Here is a 23,729-nt window from a genome sequence, read left to right as displayed (position 1 = left end):
AGTCCGTACCGTCGGCGCATGACGCAGACGGCACACCTAGATAGCTCCCGCAAAGCCGATCGAGCGGTCTGGGCGCCGCTTTGGTCTGCCGATAGAAAGAGGCGGCGGATTTATCGGACGCGCATCCACCACGCCCGGGTGGGCATCAGCGTGAGGAAAGCGGGATTGCGGGTAGGCGTCGCGGACGTGATCCTTGATTCGAGGTACGGCGGGGCCGTATTGCCCAGGCCAAGTTGTGCCACCGCGGCCGCTGCCGGTGTCGATTCGTGTTGGGTGGCTGATCATCTCAACGCGGTGATCCCACAAACGGAATCACGGTCAATAATGTCGATGATGCCGATGCTCACTATCAGCGGTGCACCGCCGCGGGCGCCCAGGTTATTGAAGAGCCCACCGATCAAGGCTATGGCGTGCGGGAGTGGGGTGCCGGCGACTTGGAGAGCCAGCTGTGGTTCTTCCACTCGCCATCCACCTGATCCGGGTGCAAGTGTTCCGAGTAGTACGGGCTTAAAGCGCAGAGGCAACAGTTATCGTCCAGGATGCCGTCAGCCCACTGCGCGGGTGGGGTGCACATCATCCGCATCTGCCGCGGACATGTCACGCAGCTCTACGCATATGAAGACTGCCAAGCCGTCGCGCAAGAATGCCGCGACATGGCCGACCTGGGAATTACCGAAGCGCCAGCATCACCCATCGAGAGCTGAACTCTCAACTCCGGTAGTCGAAACCGCCTTGCGGACGAAATCGCTGCAATCCCCCGCCGAGGGGGATGCCGCGCCGCCTCTGGGCGCAGACGTCGGCGAACGGACCCAGACCTTGATTCACCAGATGAATCATCGCCATCTGCGACCAGCAGGATGGAGCAATTTGAATCCTCCTGCCCAGCAATCATATAGAGTTGCTCCGTCCTTCGTGGTGTTCACGGATGTCAAATCGGGTTGGGCTACACGAGCTTTCAGAAACGGGGAGTGCTTTACCGGTAAAGCCGCATATTGGCTGTCCGTATAGCCACGGCTGAGGTCTCCGTTCTCATTGGTCTTGGGGCCATCTCATTGGATCTGGCCACGAGGTTTGGCCCTGGGGTCTTCTCGCCGTGGCGGCCGCTAGCTCTAGGAGGACGCACGTTAGTGACGCCGCACGTTAGCCGCGATGCTGGTGGCTGTCCGCCTGCGCCTGAATGCGGTCGGTGGTAGTTGAAGTGGATATTCCAGACTTTCAGTGCTTTGGCCCGTTACTGCTCTGAGGTCCAGGTGCGCGCATAGAGGAACTCCTCGGACAGAATCCGGTGGTACCTCTCTACTTTGCCGTGGTGGCGCGGCGTGTAGGGCGTCATGAGCTGGTGTCGGGCTCCGTGCAGGACCCGGACGAAGTCCTTGGCTCGATAGCAGGCGCCATTGTCGGTGACGATCCGCTCGATGGGGGCGATGCCATGGGCGGCAAACCAGACCCTGGCTGGCGCGGTGCATGAACGCGATTGCGGTGACGACTTTTTCGTTATCGAGTGCTTCTGTGAGGCCAGTCTTGGAGTAGCCGTCAACGGCGGAGTGCAGGTATGTGTAGCCGGCTCGGGCGCCCGAGGCGGTGGCTCGCGCGACGGCTTTGGCTTGGGAGCTTCCTTTTCCGCGGGCGCGCCAGCGGCGGGTCCGACGAGTAGCTGCCCGACGGGTATGGCTTGACGCGGACAGGCAAAAAGCAACCGCTGATCCCCTATAATTCCGGCAGGCGCAACATAATGAGGTTCTTTGCGGAATCCCCCACCGAACATGGCGACAGCGGGCCACCTTAATCGTCCGCCGGCGCTGGTGACCCAATCCGTCCTGCCCGAACTGCCGGGCGATATTTTGGAAGCGTCGGAACTTCTCTCGAACGAGCGCCGAACGATCACAGGGGACCCCAGTCTGGCAGCGACCCTGATAGGGGAAACATACGCCCCGGCCCGCCTTGAGATACGGGGCGGACCCCTCGACTTCGAACTGGACCTGCGCCGATTCCAGTCAGACGGTGTGGAGCTAAGTCTGATGTCGGTAGGCGCCGACGTGCTGGTGACCGCTCCGCCCCCGCGCGATCGCTACATCATCGCGATACCGGTATCAGGCCATGTCACCGCCGGCACCCGCGGCCAGGTATGCACGCTGACACGTACCACCGGCATCGTCATGAGTCCGAACCAGCCGGTGTTTTTCAGTGACTGGAGTAGCGACTACCGACACTTATGTGTCCGCATCGAAAAGGCCAGCCTCGACTCCGCGCTGAGCGCCATGCTGCACCGACCCATCAGTGAACCCGTCGAATTTGCATTTCCACTGGAGATCTCAGCGACCCGCAGCCGCCCCCTCATGCGCGCTTTGGAGTTGACTGCACTTGAGATGCTCGAGGGGGACCCGAGCAGATCCCGCGTCCCGCTGACGTCGAGCATCTCGCAACTATTGATCAATTCGCTATTCTTTGTGCAGGATCATTCCTTCACCCATGCCCTTCATGAAACCGGACTGGATCCCGATTACCCGGCCTCGCTTCGCGCTGCGCAGCGCTTTGTCGCTGAACAAGCGAACGAATCAATCTCGGTGGTCGACATCGCGCACGCGGCCAATGTCAGCGTCCGCGCGTTGGAGGAGCAGTTCCAGCGACACCTACACATGTCACCGACGGCCTACCTCCGGGAGACCCGCTTGCTGCTCATCAGAGATGAGCTGCACCGCTCCAGCGCAGAGTCCACCACCGTTGGCGCCGTTGCAGCCCGCTGGGGGTTTCGACATGCCGGACGGTTCTCGGCCATCTATCGCCAACGTTTCGGTGTCACGCCCTCGGCGGATTTGCGCAACCGAGCTAACTCCTCACTCCGAACCTGAACGTCCACCGTTGCCCTGAGTTTCGGTGATCCGCTGCAGCATTCGCCGTCCGGCGACCACCCGCGCCGGAACTTGCGCGGTACGGCATCCACTGCTGACCTGACTTGTCATCCGCTGGGTCGATCGGCCGCCCCGCCGACACCTCCGCGAGCAGGCGTCGAACCGAATGCACCACGCATTGTCGAATGCCAGGGTCACCGCCCCGGTGGGCATCCACTTTCCGCATCCGCCGACCACGGCACCGGCAGCCCGATGCAAACTACTTTGCGCGCGACGTTAGCACCGTTCCCTCGACAGGTTGACCCGGCAATCGGTGGATAAGTTCCCGCGAAAACTGGACACGCCAGGTGCCATTTCGCTTCTACCATCTGCGGCAAGGAACGATAGGGAGCTGCGAAGTGTCTGAGTTCAAATTTCGCGGGCACAGCGTTCAAGCAACGTTGGCGCCGGAACCGGCACCCGGTCAGCGCTTCGCAACGAAGCGCGACCAACGCAACTCATCGCGGGTAGCCGGCGAGAGCTGTTGGCGCCGCCCGATGTCCTGGCACTCGTCGGGCGCGTTGCGCCCACCAGTGTTTGGCGGACCAGCACAGGCGATTCGCGGCGCCGAGTCAGCACCGACCGTCCGAGGTTGTCTGCACGACCGGGTCATCCAGAACTGTTCGCAGCTCACCACGCATGTCGGTTCTGGCCGGCCAGATGAGCTGGAAATAGTGCCGACGACCATGCAGTGCGCGTCTGACTGTCGCGACCGAGGCAAAGCGGCTCGGCGATGAAGATCAGCTGTCTACGAGTACTCGTGCACGAGCGAGAAACGCTCTTAACCTTCCCTGGTGAGAGCAACACCGTGGAACAGGCCGTGCTGACGATCGAGACTGACGAAGGTATTCAAGGGCACACCTTCATGAGTCAGCCTGAACCAGCTGTGGCGCAGCAACTTATCTCGACGGTGAAGCCGCTCCTCGTCGATCGCGATCCGCTGGACATCGGCGCAATCTGGGTCCAGTTGGGGTCCCGGCGCGACATCGATCCCACAGTTCAGTCGTATGTCGATGTAGCTCTATGGGACATCGCAGGCAAGGTCGCCGGACTGCCCATTCACCGGCTACTGGGCACAACGAAAACGTCGATCCCCGCCTACGCCTCGTCCTGGCTGCACCCGGACATCGACACATACCTCGACGAGGCAGTGGCCTTCCGAGACCAAGGCTTCGCCGGCTACAAAGTTCATCCGCCCAGCATGCGGAACCGCGGTCGGCTGGGTTCGTCGCGAGCCGTCCATGTCGAAGCCGACGCCGCCGTATACCGCGGGTTGCGGGAAACAGTCGGGGCGACTTACCCACTGTTCGCAGATCCTTTCGCCGGTTACACCTACGCACAAGCGTTGCGCATCGGCCATATGCTCGAAGAGTTGGGTTACGAGTGGTTCGAAGACCCTCTGGCCGTCGATGACATCTACGGCTACAAGCGTCTTCGCCAACAACTCAGAATTCCGCTGCTGGCCACCGAACTCACCCGCGGAGGAGTGACCAACCACGCCCCGTGGGTCGTCGAACAAGCAACGGACTATCTCCGTGGCGACGTCGTGGTCAAGGGTGGCATCACTGGGCTGATCAAAATCGCTCATCTTGCTGAAGCGTTCCACCTCAACTGCGAACTGCACGACGGCTATAACGCGCTCAACAACCTCGCTGTCCTCCATGTCGCTCTCGCGATACCCAACTGCGAATGGTACGAGGTGCTGGTTCCACATCCGCCCCGCCGCTACGAATCGGACCACCTCAGCTGGGGTCTCGCCGAACAGATCACCATCGACCGCGACGGACAGGCGCATCCGCCGGACCGTCCGGGGCTGGGCATCGACGTCGACTGGAACCTCATTCGTCGGCGCACCATCGCCGAACTCAATTGAAACCGTCCGAACAAGGAGGCACATGTCACCCCCCGCATTCTGTGCGCAGAAGTCGAACCTCTTCCAATTGGCCTACCTGGTAGAGGAGCTGGACTCCGCGATTCTCGCGTGGGTCGAGCAGTTCGGCACCGGACCGTGGTTTCGGCTGGCCGGGTTCAAAGGCGCGGATGCCACCTACCGAGGTACCCCCTCCGAGGCGGCCATAACGCTGGCGATGGCGTTCTCGGGGAACATCTGCATCGAACTGATACAGCCCGACGACGATCAGCCGTCGATTTGGCGCGAACACATAGAACGCTACGGCTACGGTTTCCACCACTTCGGGAAACTCACGACCGCTTACGACGCAGAGATCAAGCGGTACAACGAGGACGACCGGGAGTTGGTTTTTGAGGCTGGCGCGCCCACAGGGTCGCGACTGGGTTTCATCGATACCACAGGCATTGTGCCCGGGTACACGGAACTTATCGAAGTTGATGACGCCACGACCACGATGTTCGGCAACTTCCGCGCGGCCTCACTCGACTGGAACGGCGACGCTCCAATACGGAATTTCGCGTGAGAGTCATCTATCGGCATTCGAACACTAAGGAGACACAATGACTGCGCAAACCGAGGAACACCGCCCCACGTTCACCCTCACACCCGAGGCATGTGCGGCCCTGGGTACTGAACCGGTGCCTGTGGACACCTGCCTTTCCCAGAGTTACTTCGAGAAGGAACGGGACCGCGTCTTCCGCAAATCCTGGCTGTTTATGGGCCGCGAGGAGCAGCTGCCGAAACCAGGGGACTTCATCGTCAAAGAGCTCGAATCATTCAGCACCTCAGTGCTTCTCACACGCGGACGGGACGGTGTGATAAGCGGCTTCCACAACGTGTGTTCGCATCGTTGCAACAAGCTGGTCTGGGACGACTGCGGAACAGCCAGAAGTTTTGTGTGCGGATTCCACGGTTGGACGTATCAGACCGACGGTGCCTTGCGCTACATACCCCAGGAAGAAATCTTCCCCCCGATCGACCATGCCAAAGCCGGCCTCACATCCATCAGAACCGAAGTCTGGCGTGGCTTCATCTTCATCAAACTCGACGACAGCGGTAGCCCGGGACTGCACGAGTACCTAGCCCCTTTTGCCGATTCTCTGACCCGCTACCCCTTCGAGCAGTACACGCATTGCTACTCCTACCGCACCGTCGTCAACGCGAATTGGAAGCTGGTCCTCGACGCTTTCCTCGAGTCCTACCACGTCCGCTTTCTGCACAAGAAAACCGTGGCGGAACTCTTCCGCAATTCCAAAGACGATAACGCCGCCGACGCTTACGGCTTCGAATTTCACGGCCGGCTCGGTCGGCTCGCCGTGCCCGGTGTCGCGGCGAGCAGATCTCATCCGGTCGAAGACATGATCATCAACACCTCGATGTCGTTCTACGAGAACACCGAAGGCCTCGACAGTGCACCGCCGGGATTGAATCGAGGCGGTGGAACCAACTGGGCATTCGACGCCTTCTTCATATTCCCGAACACCCTGTGGTTGGTGAACGCAGGACCTTCCTACGCGGCGATGGACGTCTTGCCCCTCGGCCCGGACCGCACCCTGTGGGAGGCCCGCACATACTGTCCACCCGCCCGTGACGGCTTAGAGCGGTTCGCGCAAGAGTACAACCGCGTCTTGGCCCGAGACACCATGTGCGAGGACGCCTCCACACTGGAAGTGACCCAAGCCGTTCTCGCCTCCGGCGCTAAGTCCACCATGATCCTCGGGGAACAGGAACTGATGCTCCGACATCTACACAAGTCGGTTGACGACATCGTCAGCGGAGCGGAGGCGGCGATCGCATGAGCAACACGCAGAGAGCCGCCAGCACTAATCCCACACTGCCGCAACAGTTCGCTGCGCTCGAACGTTATGTGCCCAAGTGGGCGCTCGATGACGCCGCCCAACGCGCTAACACCCGCGCTGCAACAAGCATCGGTGAGCTGCGCGAGTTCTACTCCACCATGCTGCCGTTCGCTGCAGATGCGGCCGAATCGCTGCGCGGAACGCCGGTGGAGGATCTCGATCCGCCCCGGCTCGCATTGCTCAAGCTCCTGTTGAGCTTGGTCGATGTGGCGGTCGGTGTCGAATGCTTCGATGCGCCAACGGTTCCCCGCGGGTACGACCAAGCGCGGCTCAAGATTGCGCACGTCCCAAATATGATGCCCGCGCTGTGAACGGCTGCTATCGCTCGACAAGAATCGGTGGACTGCGGCCGCGAACGCAGAGTCGTGCCCCCGATTGGCGAAGCCCCGCTGACTTCTGGAGCAGGCTGCGTCAGCCGTGTCGCGGCTAGCTGGGATCTTCCCGTGCGGGCATCGCACACTTCCCGACGACAGATGAAAGGTCAGCAAGTGAGACCGCCAATCAGGTTGGCACTCAGCAGCGGTATCCGGCTCAGCGTCTCAATAACGGGACGAGGGCCGACAATCGTATTCCACCAGGGTTTTTCGCTCACCCAGCGAATCTGGTCGGCGATCGTCGAGGACTTGAGTATCGACCATCAATGCATCACCTTCGATCCGCGCGGCCACGGGCAATCCGACATACCCGCCGGCGGCTACTCGGTGAAGCAGCTCGCAGCCGACCTCACCGAACTCGTCGATGTGCTGGAGTCGACCGACGTCACTTTGGTTGGCCATTCCCTGGGGGGAGCTGTGTCGATGGTGTCTGTCGTCAATGACACTGCGAAGAAACGATTCTCGAAACTGGTCCTGCTAGGCCCGGCAGTGCCGAGCTTCGTGCGCCGCGCCGGGCTTCCCTTTGGTGTGGAGCCTGCCGAATTCGCCGCACTGCGACACAGCATCGAACAGGACTTTGCGGCGCACGCGCAACGCACCGCTGATATGTTCTTCCACCGCACCGAACGCGCCTTTGCCCAGGAGCTCTTCGCCGAGACACTCGCGATGCCCACGCCGGTGGCCTCGACACTCTTCTGTGCGCTTGGCGATATCAATCTGACCGAACGCCTCTCCGACGTGGCCATTCCGGTGCTCGCCCTATGGGGAAAGCACGACAAGCTATCCGACCCCCGATGGACCACCTGGATTCGCGACCAAAACCTTCCGCTCTGGACGGTCGACACACTGCCGCACAGCGGGCACGCACCCATGACTGACGAACCGCAGGTGCTGGCTGCTCGCATCCGCGACTTCATCCGATGACCGTCGAGCTTTCACCTCTCAAACCAGAACACCAGGAGCCAACCATGATGCTTTCCACACCGACGTCTTCGATCGCTGAGGACCTCATCGCCCGGATTGGCAAGTGCGCGGACGAGATCGAAGCCGGTGCCGAGCAAAATGAACATGCCGGTCGGCTGACCAAAGACACCATGGACGCACTCCAGGCCAGCGGCGTACTCGATGCGATGGTGCCAGCAGAATGCGGGGGAGCAGACCTCACGCTCTACGACGTCCTGCGCGTGTATGAAGCGTTGAGCTATGTCGACACATCGGCGGCGTGGGTGGCCATGATCCCAGGCGTCCAAGGCAAAGCGCTGCTGCTGCTCGACGAGTCCGCCCGGTCTAAGCTCACAGCCCCGGGCTATCCCTTCGTTGCCGGTCAGGGTGCTCCGACCGGCATTGCGACCCCCGCATCTGGCGGATACCACGTGTCGGGCCGGTGGTCATACGGCAGCGCGTTGTTGCATTGCGACACGGCCACCGGCATGGCGACGGTCGTCGATAACGATCACCCTGTTCTGGACGAAGCGGGGGACCCGGTGGCGATCATCTTCTTCACACCAGTGACCAACGTCAAAGTCGAAGGCAACTGGGACACCTTGGGGATGCGTGCTACTGGCAGCGTCGACTATTCAATGTCCAACGTGTTCGTGCCGTTCGAGCATACGGCCCAAAAGCCGTTCACGACACCTCTTGGTGGACAGGGCCACGCGAAGCTGGTGGGATTCACCGCCTGGACTATGAGCGTGCACTGCGCTGTTCCACTCGGGACAGGCCGCCGGCTCCTCGATGAAATTGCTGCGTTCGCCCGCCAGCCCCGTCGACGCGGACTCCGACTTGCTGACGACCCGCGGTTCACCCACGACTACGGCAAGGCCGAGGCGGCCTACCGCAGTGCCCGGGCCTTCATGTACGAAGCATTCGGCGCAGCGCAGCAGCGGGTAAACCTCGGCGACGCTGTGACCCGCCGTGACCTCACCGACATGCGCGCAGCGTCTGTTCTGCTGCACGACGTAAACGTCGGCAACGCCACCTTCGCCGTGAGGGAGTCCGGAGGCCTCGGATTGAGGGCAGGCCGTCTGCAGCGTCTGTACCGCGATATCGTCGCGATGGGACAACACATTCAGGTCAGCCAGCCGACATGGGGTGAGTGTGCCAAAGATTATCTCGGGGAGGCCGAGGGCCTTCAGTGGGCACTCAATCAGCTCGTGTAACTCGCTGCGACGCCATGGCCGCCGCTGTGCCCGGGATTTGCCACTAGCGACGACGCCGAGTATGCCCAACCAACACTGTGCTCCAGCTGACTAATTCGGCTGACGGCTCTTGCGGCTCCGAAATTCATGAACCGAGACGAGACCGTCGCGTGCTGATCACCTTGCAGCGCCGATGCACCGAGCGCGCCTTGGCCCCCTGGCACGCCGAACACCAGTCGGCCTACCGCCTTTGGTTAGACATCAATCCGATTGCTGCCGCACTACTGCCGCTGATTGCCACGACTAAAAGATTCCGAGCTAGCGCTCGCCGACTACTCACACGTACGAATACTCGGTGTGGAGGCCGACCGAGATCTCGTCCACGCGCAGGCGTTGGGTCGCTGGTGGACTCGGCGCACCGAATGGATCGCGGGCAAGCACCCGCGTGACGGCTTTTTCGTTCCACCGGCCGCAATTGACAACTGTTTTCCACCTACCGGCCGTTCGCACTGCACACGACACGCCATCGATTTGATTGGCCGCGCAAAGGCCGGGGAAATCGAAAACGTTCATCTAACTCTGTACCGGCACACGGGAAGCGGACCTCTCGAAACACTCGTCGACGGTGCCAGCAACTGGCCCCACTCGACCGTCCCGATCGCTTCTAGTTGGGCTGCTGTCAGGCTCCGATGCGGATTTGAACGGTGTATAGTGGATGATGAATGTTCATCGACTAGGATAGACGGGATGTCTCTGGTGCGCTCGTATCCCCGGAAGGAAGTCGTCCTCGCAGCTGCCCTCGCGAACGTCGACCCAGCCGACGGGTTAGATCGCCAAAGTGTGCCCGCAGTGGCGGGCCTGGGATTGCATCGCGCCGCGATAACTCATAGCCAAGACCTTGCTGGGATGCTCCTTGCCCCCAAACCGATCCACGACCAGCCTGTGGAATTGCTCACCGTGAGCCAGGCTGGCGTTGCGCACTGGTCGGCGCTAACCCACTCGTTCGTCCTCGGCCGCAAATATCATCCACAACGCCGGCGAAGACTCGGCTTTGGCATTCGGCGCCGAAAGCTGCTATCCGACAAGGGAAGTGGCGGTGATGAGTAATCCGCTAATGGCACAGGGGGCGTCGCGAGTACGCTTGCGGGATCGTTTCTTTGATCGCGCAGGACGGCCGATCTCCCTTGATGAGTGGACGGTTAGGCGTCTTGATCCTGATTACTGCCGGATCGGCTACTGGGAAGGCGAAGGCGGCGCGTGGATTTACACGTTCTGGATGGGTTTGGATCTGAGCTTCGGTGTAGGTGCCGAGGCCGCCATTTTCCACACGCATGTCTCAGCATTCGGAAATCAGCCGAACCTGGAATGGGCGTACCCAACCGACACCGAGTGGCGAGCTCTAGCGCTGCACGACCGTGTCGTTTCCTTTGTCGAAGCCGGAATTACCCCGCCATCATGGGAACTGGGCGACATTTTGACCAAACCCACACAATCGATGCCCGTCGTGGAGGAGCAGCGTGGCCGCCCGTAACCGGCACGGTGTCACCGAGGATATCGTCGCCGAAACTGACGGGGAGAGGCATCGCCACGGGGCCGGCCCTCGTCCCGTGGGCCCTCACATGATCGCGCCCGCTTTGCGTCGCTCGTCTGCGGTTGTCTGTCTCCAGGACTGCACCGACTCCCTTGTTTGCATTTCGGTTGGTATCGAAAGGTTGTGCTGTGACGAATTCTGATGTGCCTCTGGCCAGCCCGCAGGCGAGTTCATTGGCGGCAGCCATCGAAGGGTTGATCCTCGGGGCGTGGGTGTCGCAAGCGATCACTGCAGTTGCCGAGTTGGGCGTGGCAGATGCACTCACCGGCGGCCCGCTACCCATCGATGATCTGGCCGCAGCGGTGGGGGCCGATCCGGACGCACTGTACCGCCTTCTGCGGGCCCTAATCTCGCAGGGTATATTTGCTCGCCGCCCCGATGGTCGGTACGAGCTAACTCCGCTGGCCGAGCCGTTGCGCTCGGACACCCCCATGTCACTGACGGCTGTGGCGCGGTTCGTCGGTTCACGCGAACATCGTGAGCATTGGAGTCTGCTGACGGAAGCGATCAGAACCGGCCGCTCGGTCATCCCAACGTTGCGCGGCAAAAGCTTTTTCGATTACCTGGGCGACAACCCCGAGTTCGGCCGCATTTTCGATGACGCGATGACGAGTTGGTCGGAGGTGGCGACCGGGCCTGTCATCGACGCGTATGACTTCACTCCGTACCGCACCATCGTCGACGTTGCGGGCGGGCATGGGCGACTGCTCGCCGCGATCCTGGCCTCGTCACCCACTACACAAGGCGTGCTGTACGACCTACCTCATGTCATTGCCGGAGCGACGCCCTTACTACAGGAAAAGCGCGTTGCCGAGAGGGTCCGACTAGTCGGAGGCTCGTTCTTTGATGAGATCCCTACCGGCGGTGACGCCTACATTCTCAAGCACATAATTCATGACTGGAACGACGACGCGGCCTTGGAGATCCTGCGGAACGTGCGCACCGCCGCCGCCACTGGCGCGAGGCTACTACTCATCGAACGGATCATTCCCGAAGACGACGGTGAATCCCGTTGCAAGTGGGTGGATATGGAAATGCTGCTCATCAGTGGCCGAGAACGCACCGTCAGCGAGTATCGCCGGCTGCTTGATGGCGCTGGCTTTCAGATGATCCGTGTCGTTGAGACCGCATCGTCGTTGAACGTCATCGAGGCACACGCGACCTAAGGCGCCCTGTTACGACACTCGCCGCGTAGACGCGGCGCCAGGTGCTGTCCTGCTTGCGCAGGTTGAGTTGCCGTCGATTGTGCCGACGGCGGCGACCGAAGGTGGTGGGAGCTATTCAGTCGAGTTGAACCTCAACAGTTGTCGGCGCGTATCGACGACTGACGCAGCGCGAGCCAAACTCCACAGCGTCATCTCCGAACGGCCAACACAGGTGCTCTGAGGCAAACCTTTCATTCAATAAGAGTGTCGTTGTGATGCAGCCCACTCGACGCCTACCGTCGCTACGATGTTGCTTACTGGGCTGCGGCCATGGCGGTACGCATGTGTCGGGGCGCAACAGCGTTATCGGGTTGCACCGTGCTGACGCTGTTAGCCGCTGTCTCGCATTCCGCGACCGCCGCTGAATTCCGCTGCGCGGCGAATCGAGCCGCGAACCTCGCCACGCCGCTAACTCGGCGGCACGGACGGGTTTCACAGGTGGTTTGTGGGCAGCACCGTCTTCGTCTTTCCGGACTCGATCTGTCCTTCCGGCCACATGAATCGACCGCCACTACTGTGGATGCTTCTCTGCCTGCCGGCCAGCCTCGACGGTATCGCCGCACTAGTGAGGCCGATCAGCCCGGTTGGCACCGCGTTGTTAACGGGCCGCGTTTCGGGCGCCAAGCCCTGATTCTGCTCGCCAAGCATGACCGTACCCACGGCTAGAAGGAGACGAAGATGCCCGAGGATCAAATCAGTGACGCGCACGCCGAGGACGCTAGGTTATTGCGCGAATCAGGCGTTCACAAGCTCGTCATAGCGGACCATGACGGACGTTGTTTGGCGTATTTGTTGGCTTGGGAAAGCTTCGAGTACGACCCTGATACTGACAGCTTTGTGTGCGTTGTGGAACCTGATGGCAGGGAACTCATGACCATCTATACCGACGGTGAGGTCGAGCGAGAACTAGGGACGAGCAGATATGTGGTGACAGCTCCGGCGGATCGTCCTGCAGCCAAAACACCCCAGATGCCGTGGGACGCATCCGGCGAAATGATGCTGCCAACTGAGAATTGCACGTCCCTCTACGGGTCTGATAATCGCCCTGCAGCGGCATCCAGCCTTGGCACTGTGGGTTGGGCTGTGGGAAGAGAGGACCTTCGCGCGTAGTGGGCGAAGCGATTGTGGTTCAACATTCTTGACGACCGCACATCGGCCGCAGACCGTTGCGTGACAAGAAGCGCTGGAACAGCGTCTAAGCGCCGCTCGGGGTCGGCAACCTGGGTCCCGTCACCCAGTGAACCTCTCGAGCGCAGTTGGCGGGGGAACCGTGGGCTACGTGTGCGTGCAACCTCGCAGCCGCCAAAAGCGGCGTTGTTACATCGCTCGAATATGGGTCGGCCGCCCGCGGAAAGGGTGTCGGCGGGGCGGTGGCGCTGCGGCAGAAGGGCAATGTGACGACATGTTACGATAGACCGCTCGTACGGTCTGTTTCATGGATGGGATTTGAATGCCCAGACCTGCCGGTAGGCGCGCAGAGATTCTCGAAGCGTTCGTCCGCCACGTCGCCATACGTGGCTACGACAGAACCAACATGGGTGACATCGCCGACGAACTCGGTATGTCGAAGGGTACTATTGTCCATCATTTCGGGACTAAAGCCCAGATGCTGCGTGAACTCGAAGAATCTCACCTGGCCGGCCAAATCCGGTTACTGCAGATGGTGTGGGAGCGTCTGGCCGCCCCTCAAGAGCGAATCGCGGCGATCATCTATGCCTCGACGTTGCTGCAAGTGCTCGCCCGCGACGCGACAATAGCCAGTCAGCGGGAGGTCGTGCAGTTGTCGGATGATCCTGCAATGCAGGAAGTGCGAAAGCTGCGAAACGAATTGCAGGAGTTCACAATTGCCGAGATTCGCAACGGGATCGAGGCCGGTGTGTTTCGAAACGTTGACGCCGAATTGGCCGCATTACAGTTGTGGGGCTCGGTTCAGTGGATGTGGGTGTGGTATGACGCTAAGGGTTCCAAGACGCCCGAGGAGGTGGGTGCGGCTTTCGTCGACGTTTTTCTGGGCGGTGTGTTGCTGGATCGCCTGGCCTTAAGCAAGTGGGCGGATCCGCGCGGGCATGTCGTTGTAGTTGTCCGCGAATGCCTCGCCTTGTTGACCGAAATCGCCGGTTAATCTCGGCCTTTCCGACGGCTGGAAGTTCCAAGCCGGACGGCAAGCCAAGCTATAATCGCGGGGCTACGGCGTATGCCTCTCTGCACCAAGTAGTCGATATCCATCGGTCCGGGGCCGAGGGGACCGGCGGCTTGAGCCGTCGGGGAAATCGGGCTCGGTGAGCCCCCTGTGGTGGTGAGTTTTGTCGGTGTCGTTTCGTAGGGTGCGGGGTATGTCGGAGCGTTGGTAGCGCTGCACTCCGGGCGGGTGTGTTCGCTTGGGCTGCACCTGGTGTGGTGCCCAAAGTACCGGCGCAGGATTTTCGGCGGCCACGTAGCGGCCCGTTGTGACGAACTGCTGGGGCAAATCGCCGTCTGAGGCGTTGCTCGACGAACGTAAAGATACCGCTACCAGGTTGCGTCGCCGGCCAACCTATCTTCGCGAATCATGGCATCGAAGCGACTGGGTCTTGTCCGAGACGTTTGACACCGAATCAGGAGATTTCGGTGGCGGACTGCTCCGAGGCTCGTTGACAGGTCGGCCAGTCTCAATCGTCTGCAGAGCAGTGCGGATGTAGAGCCGTTCACCCGCACGCCGACTGAACGGCGAAGGCGCAGAACATTTTCGGAGGCGGCCACGCGTTTTGGACCCGTGACCTGATGAGGACCATCACCGAGCGCCGAGAAATGACCCCGATGCGACTCAAGTTATGCAACCGGTCTGCGAGCACCGAGTGAAGCGTGCTTGAGGTGGCCTTCCAGCGCGTTCGAGTAACGAGGTGCAAAGTGCACACCGTACAGACGGTCAAGTAAACCGGTACCCGAAGAAGGTTTTAGCGAGTTTCCTGTCAATCTTGCAGAACACCACACCGGGGTGTTGACCTGCGAGAACCCGCTGTTAGCAGTGCGTTTCGGTTTTCGCCCGGTGGCGTTTCGGTTGCCACGATCGCGACGTGCGATATTTGCTGGACGCATATTGACTGTACGTGTGGTCAGTATGTAATGTCTGCCATTGCACCTGTGAGGTAGGCGATAGAAAGGGCCTTCAGCGATGACGGACGAGCCAGCCGAACTGCGGCGTCGGGAACGGTGACCATTCCTTGTCGGAGAGTCGATCCGTCGTGTGGTCCACACCGGGCACACAAACACGCCGCACGCCAGTGGACTGGACTTCTCGACGGTGTCCGAGGGCTACAGGCGAGAACCGCCGTTCACGGTCTGAGCTGATAGGAGGGCGGAGATGACCACGCTGCACCCTCGGCTCATGGACTACTTCCGTGACCAGACCAGGACCCCGTTGGAATTGATCGGGGGATTTTTCCGGATGTGTGTGCTGGTGGGCAAAGCACTGTTCCGCGCCCCGTTTCAGTGGCGTGAGTTCGTCTTTCAGTGCTGGTTCATTATGAGTGTTGCGCTGGTGCCGACCATGATGGTCGCGATCCCGCTGACTGTGCTGCTCATCTTCACGATCAATATCCTGTTGGCCGAAATCGGCGCCGCTGACCTCGCGGGCGCCGGCGCCGCGCTGGCCGCCGTTACCCAGCTGGGTCCGCAGGTCACGGTGCTGGTGGTCGCCGGGGCAGGCTCGACCGCGATCTGCGCGGACCTGGGCGCGCGCAACATCCGCGAAGAGATCGACGCGATGGAAGTGCTCGGCATCGATCCGATCTACCGGCTGGTGGTGCCCCGGGTGATCGCCGCGACCTCGGTATCCACCCTTCTCAACGGTCTGGTGATCACTGTGGGCCTGGTGGGCGGCTATATCTTCGGTGTTTACCTGCAGAACGTGTCGGGTGGCGCCTACCTGGCCACCCTGACCACCATCACCGGGTTGCCCGAGGTGGTGATCGCGACCGTCAAGGCGGCTTCGTTCGGCCTCATCGCCGGGCTAGTCGGTTGTTACCGCGGGCTGACTGTGCGGGGTGGCGCCAAGGGCCTGGGCACTGCTGTCAACGAGACCGTGGTGCTTTGCGTGGTCGCACTCTTCGCCGTCAACGTGGTGCTGACGGCCATCGGTGTGCGATTCGGAACGGGCCACTGACATGTCGACCGCTACCGTCGTGCGTGCGCGCTTCCCGCGTGCAATCCGAGCAGTGCGTCGCTATGGCGGTGCCGCACCGCGCGGCCTAGATGAGCTCGGACATTTGGCCTGGTTCGCCCGGACCAGCATCGCGCAAATCCCGCACGCATTGCGCCAATATCGCCGAGAAACGCTGCGACTCGTTGCCGAGGTCGGCATGGGCGCCGGTGCTTTGGCTGTCGTCGGCGGCACCGCCGTAATCGTGGGTTTTGTAACGCTGTCGGGCAGCTCGTTGATCGCGATCCAGGGGTTCGCGTCCTTGGGCAATATCGGGGTCGAGGCGTTCGTCGGGTTTTTGGCCGCGTTGATCAACGTGCGCTTCGCCGCACCCGTCGTTATCGGTATCGCGCTGGCCGCCACCGTCGGGGCCGGCGCCACGGCGGAGCTGGGGGCGATGCGCATCAGCGAGGAGATCGACGCGCTGGAAGTAATGGGCATCAAGTCGATTTCGTTCCTGGCGTCATCTCGGGTCCTGGCCGGGCTGGTGGTAATCGTCCCGCTCCATGCCATGGCGATGATCGTGTCGTTTGTGTCCCCCCAGGTAATCACCACCCTGTTCTACGGACAATCGAACGGCACCTACACACACTACTTTCAGACGTTCCTGCGCCCCGATGACGTGTTCTGGTCCTTCGTGGAGGTCTTCTTCATCGCCGCGGTGGTGATGATCACCCACTGCTTCTACGGCTATTCCGCTCGTGGCGGTCCGGTCGGGGTCGGTGAGGCCGTGGGCCGGTCCATGCGATTGTCACTGGTGTCGGTGCAGGTAGTCGTGCTGCTCGCCCAGCTCACGCTATATGCCGTCAACCCAAACTTCAATCTCACGGTGTAGCCGCCATGAACCATTCAGCGAAGCAAAGCAAGGCGCTCACCCCCAGATACAAGTTAAATGGCGTCGCACTGATAGTGCTGTTTGGGTTGGTGCTGGCCCTGGTTTACGGCCAGTTTCGCGGGGACTTCACTCCCAAGGTCCAGCTCACCATGTTGGCGTCGCGGGCCGGGTTGGTGATGAACCCCGGCTCCAAGGTCACCTACAACGGGGTGCCGATCGGCCGCGTTGGCGCGATTTCGGAGGTGGTGCGCGATGGCAAGCCGGCGGCGAAGTTAAGCCTGGAGGTCTATCCGCGGTATTTGTCGTTGATTCCGTCGAATGTGAACGCCGATATCAAAGCGTCCACGGTGTTCGGCAACAAGTATGTATCGCTGAGCTCTCCGAAAATCCCTTCCGCTCAACGAATCACCCATGAGCACGTGATTGACGCGCGCTCGGTGACCACCGAGATCAACACGTTGTTTCAGACGATCACTTCGATCGCGGAGAAGGTGGATCCGGTCAAACTGAATCTGACGTTGAGTGCGGCGGCGCAGGCGTTGACGGGGTTGGGGGAGAAGTTGGGTCAGTCGTTGGCCAACGCCAATGTGCTGCTCGATGATGTGAATCCGCGGATGCCCCAGTCGCGCAAGGACATTCAGCAGCTCGCGGCGGTGGGGGACACGTATGCAAACGCGTCGCCGGATTTGTTGGACTTTGTGAACAATGCGGTGATCACCTCCCGCACACTCAACTCTCAGCAAAGAGATTTCGACCAAGCGCTGCTGTCGGCCGCTGGTTTAGGCAACACTGGTGAAGACATCTTTGGACGTGCTGGGCCGTATTTTGCCCGCGCCGCGCAGGACCTGGTGCCGACGGCGCAACTGCTGGACACCTACAGCCCCGAGCTGTACTGCACCATCCGCAACTACCACGACCTCGAACCCAGCGTCAAGGCCTTCGCCGGCGGTAACGGCTACGCGCTGAAAACGAACACGGAAGTGACCTCCCTTGCGGGGCTCTTGTTTAACCCCACCAGCAGTGCGGCACTTCTCGGCCTGACGATGGGAATTGGTGGGCTCGCCGGGCTGGTCGGTGGGGTGCCTAACCCGTATACCTATCCGGAGAATTTGCCCCGGGTGAACGCGCGCGGCGGCCCCGGCGGTGCCCCGGGGTGCTGGCAGCCCATCACCCGTCACCTGTGGCCCGCACCGGAACTGGTGATGGACACCGGCAACAGCCTCGCGCCGTACAACCACCTGGACACCGGATCGCCGTTTGCGGCCGAGTACGTCTGGGGACGCCAGGTAGGGGATAACACGATCAACCCATGAAAATCACCGGAACCCTTGTCAAGCTCAGCATCTTCTCGGTGGTGCTGCTGGTCTTCACCGTGATGATCATCGTGGTGTTCGGTCAGATGCGCTTCGACCGCACCAGCGGGTACTCGGCGGAGTTCACCAACGTCAGCGGTCTGCGCGCGGGCCAGTTCGTCCGCGCCTCCGGGGTCGAGGTCGGCAAGGTCGACACGGTGGAACTGGTCGACGGCGGCAAGCGGGCGCGGGTGAAATTCAACGTCGACCGCTCGATCCCGCTCTACCAGTCGACAACCGCCCAGATCCGCTACCTGGACCTGATCGGCAACCGCTACCTCGAACTCAAGCGCGGTCAGGGCGACGGCGCCGACAAGGTGCTGGCGCCGGGTGGGTTCATCCCGCTCGCCCGCACCCAGCCGGCCCTCGACCTCGACGCCCTGATCGGTGGTTTCAAGCCGTTGTTCCGGGCGCTGGACCCGCAAAAGGTCAACACCATCACGAGCTCGCTGGTCACCGCGTTTCAGGGTGAGGGCGGCACCATCAACGACATCCTCGACCAAACCGCGCAGCTGACCAGCCAACTCGGCGAGCGCGACCAGGCGATCGGCGAGGTCATCAAGAACCTGAACACCGTGCTGGACACGACGGTCCGGCACCGGCAGCAGTTCGACCAGACCATCAACAATCTGGAGGTGTTGATCACCGGTCTGAAGGACCACGGTGACCAATTGGCCGGGGGGACCGCGCACATCAGCAACGCCGCCGGCACGGTCGCCGACCTGCTGGCCGAGAATCGCACGCTGCTGCACAAGACGTTGGATCGCTTCGATGCGATCCAACAGCCGCTCATCGACCAGCGCGATCAGCTCAGTGATCTGCTCCATCGAACACCGGCGGCGTTAAACCTGATCGGGCGCGTCGGGGCCTATGGGGACTTCGCGAACTTCTATCTGTGCGATCTGACCCTGAAGATCAACGGTCTGCAGGCCGGCGGCCCGGTCCGCACGGTCCGGCTGTTCCAGCAGCCGACGGGTAGGTGCACTCCGCAATGAGAACACTCGAACCCCCGAACCGGGTCCGCATCGGGCTGATGAGCATCGTCGTGATGCTGCTGGTGATCGGTGTGGGCCAAAGCTTCACCAGCGTCCCGATGTTGATGGCCAAACCGCACTATTACGGGCAATTCACCGACACCGGAGGTCTCAGCAACGGCGACAAGGTGCGCATCGCCGGCGTGGACGTCGGCAAGGTCGAGGGCCTCAAGATCGACGGCGACCACATCGTGGTGGAGTTCTCCATCGGGGCCAGCACCATCGGCACCGAGAGCCGGCTCGCAGTCAAGACCGACACCATCCTCGGAAAGAAGGTCCTTGATCTGGAGGCGCGCGGCACTCAGCCGCTGCGCCCGGGCGCGACGTTGCCGATCGGCCAGAGCACCACGCCCTACCAGATTTACGACGCGGCATCCGACTTCACCAAGGCCGCCCAGGGCTGGGACATCGACACTATTAAGCAGTCCCTGCACGTGCTGTCGCAGACCATCGACCAGACCTACCCGCACCTGAGCCCGGCCCTGGAAGGCCTTGAGAAGTTCTCCGCCACCATCGGCAAGCGCGACGAAGAGGTCAAGCACCTGCTGGCCCAGGCCAACCAGGTGGCGGGCATTCTTGGTGATCGTAGCGATCAGATCGACCGGTTGCTGGTCAGCACCAAGACGCTGCTGGTCGCCTTCAACGAACGCGGCCAGGCCATCGACGCCCTGCTGGGCAACATCGCCGCGATCTCCGAACAGGTCAAGGGCCTGATCAACGACAACCCGAACCTGAACCACGTGCTAGAGCAGCTGCGCACGCTCAGCGATGTCCTGGTGCAGCGCAAGGACGACATCGCCGCGGGTTTCGTCGATCTCGGCAAATCTTTGCCGGGTTTGAACGATGCCGTCGGCTCAGGTCCGTTCGCCAAAGTTGCTATCACCAACCTGCCTCCCGGTGCGATTCTGCAACCGTTTATTGACGCGGCGTTTAAGAAGCGCGGCATCGATCCGGAGAACTTCTGGCGCAGTGTGGGTTTACCGGCCTTCCGGTTCCCTGACCCGAACGGCACTCGGTTTCCCAACGGTGCGCCGCCGCCGGCGCCGCCGGTGCTGGAAGGCACGCCCGATCATCCTGGCCCGGCCGTCCCACCGGGATCGCCGTGCTCGTACACGCCGGCCAACCCCGGCGGCAATGTCACCGTCGGGGACGAGGGTCTGCCGCGGCCATGGAATCCGTTGCCGTGTGCGGGCGCGGCGTCGGGCCCGTTCGGCGGGCCGGGCTTCCCCGCGCCGGTCGACGTGATGACGTCGCCGCCCAACCCCGCCGGTTTGCCGCCGACGCCGGGCATCCCGATCGCGGGCCGGCCGGGTGATCCGCCGCCCGACGTTCCGGGCACCCCGGTGCCGTTGCCGGCGCAAGCGCCGCCGGGTGCACGCACCGAGAACCTGGCGCCGGCCGGGCCGACGCCGCCGCCGTCGACGTTCGCGCCGGGCTTCCCGCCGGGGCCGGCCGCGCCACCCGGGCTGGGCAACCAGCTGCCGGCCCCGTTCATCAACCCGGGCGGAGCCGGAGGCAGCGGCGCAGCGGGGGGAGGTAGCCAGAATTGAGCACCATCTTTGACATCCGCAATATTCGGCTACCGAAGCTGTCTCGGGCCTCGGTCATCATCGGTTCGCTGGTGGTGATCCTGGCGCTCGTCGTGGGCTACGTCGGCTGGCGGCTGTACGAGAAGCTGACCAACAACACCGTGGTGGCCTATTTCCCGGCGGCGAACGCGCTGTACGCGGGGGACAAGGTGCAGATCATGGGCCTGCGGGTGGGGGCGATCGACAAGATCGAGCCCAGCGGCGACAAGATGAAGGTCACCTTCCACTACGAGAACAAGTACAAGGTTCCGGCGAACGCGTCGGCGGTGATCCTCAACCCCACCCTGGTGGCTTCGCGGTCCATTCAGCTGGAGCCGGCCTACAAGGGCGGTCCGGTGCTGGCCGACAACGCGGTGATCCCCGAGGAGCGCACGCAGGTGCCGGTGGAGTGGGACCAGCTGCGCAACAGCATCACCAACATCATCTCCAAGCTGGGCCCGACGCCCGAGCAGCCGACGGGGCCGTTCGGTGAGGTCATCTCCTCGTTCGCGGACGGGTTGGCCGGCAAGGGCAAGCAGTTCAACACCACGCTGACCAACTTGTCGCAGGCGCTGACTGCATTGAACGAGGGTCGCGGTGACTTGTTTGCGGTGGTGCGCAGCCTGGCGCTGTTCGTCAACGCACTGCACCAGGACGACCAGCAGTTCGTCGCGCTCAACCAGAACCTGGCGGATTTCACCACCCGGCTCGCGCATTCCGATAGCGACCTGTCCAACGCGGTGCAACAAATCGACAGCTTGCTCGCCACAATTCGTCCGTTCCTCGACAAGAACCGCGAAGTGCTGGCTGATGACTTTCACCATTTCGCGGACCTCACTAACACACTGGTCCAACCAGATCCTCTCAATGGGCTGGAGACCACGTTGCACGTGCTGCCGACCGCGGCAGCAAACACGTTGCAGGCCTATCACCCGGCGCAAGGCGCGCTCGAATCCCTTCCGGCGTTGACCGAATTCGCCAACCCGATGCAGTTCGTCTGCAGTGCGATCCAGGCCGCTAGCCGGTTGGGCTACCAGGAGTCGGCCGAACTGTGTGCGCAGTACCTCTCGCCGATTTTGGATGCGATCAAGTTCAACTACTTGCCGTTCGGGTTGAACGCGTTCAGCCCGGCCGCGGTGCTACCCAAGGAAGTGGCTTACTCCGAGCCGCGGTTGCATCCGCCGAACGGATACAAGGACACCACCGTGCCGGGCATCTGGTCACCGGACACCCCGACGTCGCACCGCAACACCCAGCCGGGCTGGATCGTCGCTCCGGGTATGCAGGGCCAGCAGGTCGGGCCGATCACCGCGGGCCTGATGACCCCGGACTCGCTGGGCGAGCTGATGGGTGGGCCGAACATCGCGCCCGTCCAGTCGACCCTGCAGACCCCGCCGGGTCCGCCGAACGCCTACGACGAGAACCCGATCGTGCCGCCCATCGGGCTGAATGCCCCGGTGCCGATTCCGCCGCCGCCGGGGCCGGAGGTGGTCCCGGGCCCGGTCGCCCTGACACCGGCGCCGGTGTCGGCGCCGGCGCCGAACGCCGGTGGCCCGGCAGCACCCGCTGACTTCGGAGGTGGCCAGTGAGCGGCAAGCCGAACCGTCGGCCCATGAGGGGCGCGCTGCTGGTGGTCCGTCGCCGGACCTGGCAAGGGCTGACCCTGCTGGTGGCCGCGATGGTGCTCAGCTCGTGTGGCTGGCGCGGGATTGCGAACCTGACGGTTCCGGGTGGTCCCGGCAGTGGGTCAGGCGCGATGACCATCTATGTGCAGGTGCCCGACACCCTGGCGATCAACGGCAACAGCAAGGTGATGGTTGCCGACGTCTTCGTCGGCTCGATCAAGGCCATCAAGCTGAAGAACTGGATCGCCACCCTGACCCTGGGCGTGGACAAGAACACCAAGCTGCCCAAGAACGCCACCGCCAGGATCGGCCAGACGTCGCTGCTGGGTTCCCAGCACGTCGAGCTCGCCGCGCCCCCTAACCCGTCGCCCGAACTGCTCAAGAGCGGCGACACCATTCCGCTGAAGAACTCGACCTCGTACCCCACCACCGAGCAGACGCTGGCCAGCCTCTCGCTGATCCTGCGCGGCGGCGGCATCCCGAACCTGGAGGTGTTGCAGAACGAGGTTTACAACATCTTCAACGGGCGGGGCGACCAGATCCGGGCGCTGCTCGGCAAGCTGGACACTTTCACCAACCAGCTCAATCAGCAGCGCGATGACATCACGCACGCGATCGACTCGACCAACCGGCTGTTGACCTACGTGGGGGGCCGGGCCGACGTCTTGGATCGGGTGCTCACCGACGTCCCGCCGCTGATCAAGCATTTCGCCGACACCAAGAACCTGCTGATCAACGCCGTCGACTCGGTGGGGCGGCTCAGCCAGACCGCCGACCAGTACCTGTCGGAGGCGCGCGGGCCGCTGCACACCGACCTGCAGGCGCTGCAGTGCCCGCTGAAGGAGCTCGGCCGGGCGTCGCCGGACCTGATCGGCGCGCTGAAGCTGATTTTCACTGCACCGTTCGACATCGACAACGTCCCGAAGATCATCCGCGGCGATTATCTCAACCAGTCGCTGACGCTCGACGTGACCTACAGCGCCGTCGACAACGCGGTCTTGACCGGGACAGGTTTGTCGGGAGCCCTGCGGGCACTCGAGCAGTCGTTCGGGCGCGACCCGGAGACGATGATCCCGGACGTGCGTTACACGCCAAACCCGAATGACGCACCGGGTGGACCGCTGGTGGAAAGGGGGGACAGGAATTGCTGACTCCCTTCATCCGACGCCAG

At 62.3% G+C, this 23,729-nt stretch carries 20 protein-coding genes and 1 pseudogene; 20 read left to right on the top strand and 1 reads right to left on the bottom strand.

The window, feature by feature from the left end; translation table 11 throughout:
• Window positions 1–311 precede the first annotated feature (311 nt).
• A complete protein-coding gene (locus tag A9W96_RS33465; RefSeq protein WP_369830867.1) occupies window positions 312–476 on the top strand; it encodes a VOC family protein in 165 nt (54 codons plus the stop codon).
• A 644-nt stretch (window positions 477–1,120) separates the two neighbouring features.
• On the opposite strand, the pseudogene A9W96_RS24230 reads toward A9W96_RS33465, so the two are convergent.
• Window positions 1,121–1,634, bottom strand: a pseudogene (locus A9W96_RS24230) (integrase core domain-containing protein); the annotation flags it as partial.
• 168 nt (window positions 1,635–1,802) lie between these two features.
• On the opposite strand from A9W96_RS24230, the gene A9W96_RS24225 reads away from it, so the two are divergent.
• The 19 genes from A9W96_RS24225 (at window position 1,803) to A9W96_RS24145 (ending at window position 23,709) form a co-directional block, all read left to right on the top strand.
• Window positions 1,803–2,849: an AraC family transcriptional regulator gene (locus tag A9W96_RS24225; protein WP_067143708.1), complete on the top strand. Its 1,047-nt coding sequence runs from the start codon at window positions 1,803–1,805 to the stop codon at window positions 2,847–2,849.
• 799 nt (window positions 2,850–3,648) lie between these two features.
• Window positions 3,649–4,761: an enolase C-terminal domain-like protein gene (locus A9W96_RS24220; RefSeq protein WP_197499627.1), complete on the top strand. Its 1,113-nt coding sequence runs from the start codon at window positions 3,649–3,651 to the stop codon at window positions 4,759–4,761.
• Window positions 4,762–4,828: 67 nt separating this feature from the next.
• Window positions 4,829–5,323 carry a VOC family protein gene (locus A9W96_RS24215; protein ID WP_197499626.1) on the top strand — a complete coding sequence of 165 codons (495 nt, stop codon included), beginning with the start codon at window positions 4,829–4,831 and terminating at the stop codon, window positions 5,321–5,323.
• A gap of 37 nt (window positions 5,324–5,360) precedes the next feature.
• Window positions 5,361–6,599: an SRPBCC family protein gene (locus A9W96_RS24210; protein ID WP_067143701.1), complete on the top strand. Its 1,239-nt coding sequence runs from the start codon at window positions 5,361–5,363 to the stop codon at window positions 6,597–6,599.
• Window positions 6,596–6,970 (top strand): hypothetical protein, encoded by a 375-nt coding sequence (locus A9W96_RS24205; RefSeq protein ID WP_067143699.1) that lies wholly within the window; start codon window positions 6,596–6,598, stop codon window positions 6,968–6,970. The genes A9W96_RS24210 and A9W96_RS24205 overlap by 4 nt, the downstream gene beginning before the upstream one ends.
• Window positions 6,971–7,132: 162 nt before the next feature.
• Window positions 7,133–7,957 (top strand): alpha/beta fold hydrolase, encoded by an 825-nt coding sequence (locus A9W96_RS24200; RefSeq protein ID WP_082972575.1) that lies wholly within the window; start codon window positions 7,133–7,135, stop codon window positions 7,955–7,957.
• Window positions 7,954–9,192 carry an acyl-CoA dehydrogenase family protein gene (locus tag A9W96_RS24195; RefSeq protein ID WP_082972574.1) on the top strand — a complete coding sequence of 413 codons (1,239 nt, stop codon included), beginning with the start codon at window positions 7,954–7,956 and terminating at the stop codon, window positions 9,190–9,192. The genes A9W96_RS24200 and A9W96_RS24195 overlap by 4 nt, the downstream gene beginning before the upstream one ends.
• Window positions 9,193–10,270: 1,078 nt before the next feature.
• Complete coding sequence (locus A9W96_RS31725) at window positions 10,271–10,702, top strand: hypothetical protein (RefSeq protein ID WP_156765389.1); 432 nt, start codon at window positions 10,271–10,273, stop codon at window positions 10,700–10,702.
• Window positions 10,703–10,890: 188 nt separating this feature from the next.
• Complete coding sequence (locus A9W96_RS24190; protein ID WP_231999837.1) at window positions 10,891–11,928, top strand: acetylserotonin O-methyltransferase; 1,038 nt, start codon at window positions 10,891–10,893, stop codon at window positions 11,926–11,928.
• A 717-nt stretch (window positions 11,929–12,645) separates the two neighbouring features.
• Window positions 12,646–13,077, top strand: coding sequence for a hypothetical protein (locus A9W96_RS32345; RefSeq protein WP_197499624.1), 432 nt, complete (start codon window positions 12,646–12,648; stop codon window positions 13,075–13,077).
• Between the two features lie 340 nt (window positions 13,078–13,417).
• Complete coding sequence (locus A9W96_RS24180; RefSeq protein ID WP_067143689.1) at window positions 13,418–14,089, top strand: TetR/AcrR family transcriptional regulator; 672 nt, start codon at window positions 13,418–13,420, stop codon at window positions 14,087–14,089.
• A 246-nt stretch (window positions 14,090–14,335) separates the two neighbouring features.
• Complete coding sequence (locus A9W96_RS33460; RefSeq protein ID WP_369830866.1) at window positions 14,336–14,446, top strand: transposase; 111 nt, start codon at window positions 14,336–14,338, stop codon at window positions 14,444–14,446.
• 861 nt (window positions 14,447–15,307) lie between these two features.
• Window positions 15,308–16,108 carry an ABC transporter permease gene (locus A9W96_RS24175; RefSeq protein WP_067143685.1) on the top strand — a complete coding sequence of 267 codons (801 nt, stop codon included), beginning with the start codon at window positions 15,308–15,310 and terminating at the stop codon, window positions 16,106–16,108.
• A gap of 1 nt (window position 16,109) precedes the next feature.
• Window positions 16,110–16,979, top strand: a complete 870-nt coding sequence (locus A9W96_RS24170) for an ABC transporter permease (RefSeq protein WP_067143682.1) — start codon at window positions 16,110–16,112, stop codon at window positions 16,977–16,979.
• Window positions 16,980–16,984: 5 nt separating this feature from the next.
• Window positions 16,985–18,292: an MCE family protein gene (locus A9W96_RS24165; protein WP_067143679.1), complete on the top strand. Its 1,308-nt coding sequence runs from the start codon at window positions 16,985–16,987 to the stop codon at window positions 18,290–18,292.
• Window positions 18,289–19,326: a virulence factor Mce family protein gene (locus A9W96_RS24160; RefSeq protein WP_067143676.1), complete on the top strand. Its 1,038-nt coding sequence runs from the start codon at window positions 18,289–18,291 to the stop codon at window positions 19,324–19,326. Before A9W96_RS24165 ends, A9W96_RS24160 begins: the two co-directional genes overlap by 4 nt.
• Complete coding sequence (locus tag A9W96_RS24155; protein WP_067143673.1) at window positions 19,323–20,915, top strand: virulence factor Mce family protein; 1,593 nt, start codon at window positions 19,323–19,325, stop codon at window positions 20,913–20,915. The genes A9W96_RS24160 and A9W96_RS24155 overlap by 4 nt, the downstream gene beginning before the upstream one ends.
• Window positions 20,912–22,522, top strand: coding sequence for a virulence factor Mce family protein (locus A9W96_RS24150; RefSeq protein WP_067143671.1), 1,611 nt, complete (start codon window positions 20,912–20,914; stop codon window positions 22,520–22,522). Before A9W96_RS24155 ends, A9W96_RS24150 begins: the two co-directional genes overlap by 4 nt.
• A gap of 23 nt (window positions 22,523–22,545) precedes the next feature.
• On the top strand, window positions 22,546–23,709 hold the full coding sequence (locus A9W96_RS24145) for a virulence factor Mce family protein (protein ID WP_067143668.1): 1,164 nt from the start codon (window positions 22,546–22,548) through the stop codon (window positions 23,707–23,709).
• The last annotated feature ends 20 nt before the right edge of the window (window positions 23,710–23,729 follow it).

The sequence above is a fragment of the Mycobacterium sp. 1245852.3 genome, from assembly GCF_001669335.1.
GTDB classification, from domain to species: Bacteria; Actinomycetota; Actinomycetes; order Mycobacteriales; family Mycobacteriaceae; genus Mycobacterium; species Mycobacterium europaeum_A.
The sequence above is the reverse complement of the archived record's forward strand: the minus strand, read 5'-3'. Positions and strand labels throughout refer to the sequence as shown.

Excerpts from the sequence above, each read along its gene's own strand:
- A9W96_RS24210 (WP_067143701.1), top strand. The coding sequence starts at position 5,361 with ATGACTGCGCAAACCGAGGAACACCGCCCCACGTTCACCCTCACACCC.
- A9W96_RS24170 (WP_067143682.1), top strand. The coding sequence starts at position 16,110 with ATGTCGACCGCTACCGTCGTGCGTGCGCGCTTCCCGCGTGCAATCCGA.
- A9W96_RS24200 (WP_082972575.1), top strand. The coding sequence starts at position 7,133 with ATGAAAGGTCAGCAAGTGAGACCGCCAATCAGGTTGGCACTCAGCAGC.
- A9W96_RS24205 (WP_067143699.1), top strand. The coding sequence starts at position 6,596 with ATGAGCAACACGCAGAGAGCCGCCAGCACTAATCCCACACTGCCGCAA.
- A9W96_RS32345 (WP_197499624.1), top strand. The coding sequence starts at position 12,646 with ATGCCCGAGGATCAAATCAGTGACGCGCACGCCGAGGACGCTAGGTTA.
- A9W96_RS24145 (WP_067143668.1), top strand. The coding sequence starts at position 22,546 with ATGAGGGGCGCGCTGCTGGTGGTCCGTCGCCGGACCTGGCAAGGGCTG.
- A9W96_RS24165 (WP_067143679.1), top strand. The coding sequence starts at position 16,985 with ATGAACCATTCAGCGAAGCAAAGCAAGGCGCTCACCCCCAGATACAAG.
- A9W96_RS24175 (WP_067143685.1), top strand. The coding sequence starts at position 15,308 with ATGACCACGCTGCACCCTCGGCTCATGGACTACTTCCGTGACCAGACC.
- A9W96_RS24195 (WP_082972574.1), top strand. The coding sequence starts at position 7,954 with ATGACCGTCGAGCTTTCACCTCTCAAACCAGAACACCAGGAGCCAACC.
- A9W96_RS31725 (WP_156765389.1), top strand. The coding sequence starts at position 10,271 with ATGAGTAATCCGCTAATGGCACAGGGGGCGTCGCGAGTACGCTTGCGG.
- A9W96_RS24160 (WP_067143676.1), top strand. The coding sequence starts at position 18,289 with ATGAAAATCACCGGAACCCTTGTCAAGCTCAGCATCTTCTCGGTGGTG.
- A9W96_RS24180 (WP_067143689.1), top strand. The coding sequence starts at position 13,418 with ATGCCCAGACCTGCCGGTAGGCGCGCAGAGATTCTCGAAGCGTTCGTC.
- A9W96_RS24155 (WP_067143673.1), top strand. The coding sequence starts at position 19,323 with ATGAGAACACTCGAACCCCCGAACCGGGTCCGCATCGGGCTGATGAGC.